This window comes from Micrococcus sp. HMSC31B01 (assembly GCF_001816085.1).
In the GTDB taxonomy this organism is placed as follows: Bacteria; Actinomycetota; Actinomycetes; order Actinomycetales; family Micrococcaceae; genus Micrococcus; species Micrococcus luteus.
Map to the genome: position 1 here is coordinate 1 of NZ_KV825436.1, position 1,812 is coordinate 1,812.

The 1,812-nt window shown below is 75.6% G+C and carries 2 protein-coding genes and 1 pseudogene; 1 reads left to right on the forward strand and 2 read right to left on the reverse strand.

Features of this window, described 5'->3' with window-relative positions; all coding sequences use genetic code 11:
- Positions 1-296 (reverse strand): DUF4192 family protein (locus HMPREF3105_RS11960; RefSeq protein WP_141762540.1); only part of this gene is annotated, 296 nt, incomplete at its 3' end.
- Positions 297-332: 36 nt separating this feature from the next.
- Positions 333-1,289 carry a PAC2 family protein gene (locus tag HMPREF3105_RS11965; RefSeq protein WP_070709814.1) on the reverse strand — a complete coding sequence of 319 codons (957 nt, stop codon included), beginning with the start codon at positions 1,287-1,289 and terminating at the stop codon, positions 333-335.
- A 233-nt stretch (positions 1,290-1,522) separates the two neighbouring features.
- Here HMPREF3105_RS11965 and HMPREF3105_RS11970 point away from each other — a divergent pair.
- Positions 1,523-1,812, forward strand: a pseudogene (locus HMPREF3105_RS11970) (leucyl aminopeptidase); the annotation flags it as partial.

Sequence of the window (1,812 nt, forward strand, 5' to 3'; positions counted from 1 at the left end):
CAGCCGGGACGGGCGAGCGTGGCCCGGGCACCGTCCGGCAGCGCGAGGCAGAGCGTCGCGTCCGCGGCCGCGTCCCGCCGGCACACCTCGGCCACGGCGCAGGCCCAGGCGCCGACGTCGACCTCCTCGGGAGGCAGGTCGACCCGCACCACGGCGCGCAGGCGCCCGTCGCGCAGGGTGAGGAGGACGAGGCTGTCCTCGGGCAACCGCCCGAGGGCGTGGCCGACGTAGGCGAGCAGGTCCTCCGGGCCGCGGGCCGGCAGGACGGGGACGTCGAGCGAGGTGGGGGCTTCCATGCCGCCACCCTGGCCGACCGGGTGCCCGCGGTGGGATCAGTCCCCGTCGTCGGTGGAGGGACGGCCGGGTCCGTCCTCCTGTGCAGGAGCGGACCCGCCGCCGGTGTCCCGCGCGGCGAGGTACGCCTCGACGGCGGAGGCGAGTTCGTCCCCGTCGGGCAGGCCCTGCTCGGTCTCCAGCAGCGATCGCTCCTGGTCCTCGGCGTTCTGGTCGTAGTTGCGCTCCAGGCCGGCGATCATCTGCTGGATCTCCCCGGACCCGGAGACCTGGCGCTCCAGCTCGGCCTCGATGTCCCGCGAGGCGTCTCGCAGGTCGTCCGAGGGCAGCATGAGCCCCATGGCGGCCCCCGCGTACTCGAGCGCGGCCACGGCCGCCTGGGGGAAGGACGCCTCGGCCACGTAGTGCGGCACATGGACGGTGTAGCCCGCTGTCGGCAGGTCCGCCTCCTCGGCGCGCAGCTCCAGCATCTGCAGCAGCCCCGCGACGATGTCCGCCTGCGGGCTCCAGGTGGACAGCCCCTCGACGGCGTCGGCGCGGGACCCGTGGGTCGTGACCCCGAGCCGCCGCGTGTGCGGCACGGGCAGCGGGGCCGCGTCGAGGAACGTGAGCGAGTCCACCTCCCACTCCTGCGCGAGGCCGAGCACGGCCTCCGTCACCGCCTGCCACCGGAAGTCCGGCTCGGGGCCGGACAGCAGCAGGAAGGGGTGGCCGAGCAGGTCCTCGACCAGCTGCACCTCGAGCGCGGGCAGACGCAGATCACGGTAGCGGTCCCGGTCGAACCGGAGCCGGGGACGCCGGGCTCGGTAGTCGAACATCGAGTCGACGTCGAAGGAGACCACGGTCCGATGGGTCAGGTGCTCGTGCAGCGCGGCCCGCACCTGCCGAGCGACCCGGCCCGCGTCCATGTGCCCGGTCAGGGCCACGAGCATGCCCAGGCCGGGGGGCACGGGCGCCCCCTCATGACGGGTGTACAGCGGCGCGGCGTCCTGCACGTCTCGTTCCCCTTCCGGTGGTCCGTCTGCGGGAGAGCCGTCCCCGCCGCCCGGATGGCGGCGGACGCGGATCCCTCCCTGTCCTCTGGCGTCAGTCAACCACGGCACGGCACCCTCCTATTCCGCGCCCGCGCGCCCTGGACGGGCGCGCGAGCCCTCTGGCTAGGATGACGCGGGACGGCCCGGCCCACCCCGCCGGGCGCATCCCCCACCCCCGGAAGAGAGGCCCGTCCGTGATCACCCTGGACCGCCCGACCCTGACCGCCCGCGCCCTGGAGGACTTGACCGCCTCCGCCCTCGTGGTGGGGGTGGGCACCGGCCCGGACGGCCCCGTGCTCCTGACGGACGCGCTGCTGGCCGAGGCGGCCACCGCCCTCGAGGCCTCGTTCGAGCTGCTGGGCGTGCGGGGCGCCGAGGACGAGGTCCATCGCCTGCCGGGCCTGGGCGGCGTGCCAGTGCCGCTGCTGGTCCTGGCCGGCGTCGGCGGTCTGGACGACGACGGCGAGGCCGCGGACGAGTCCCT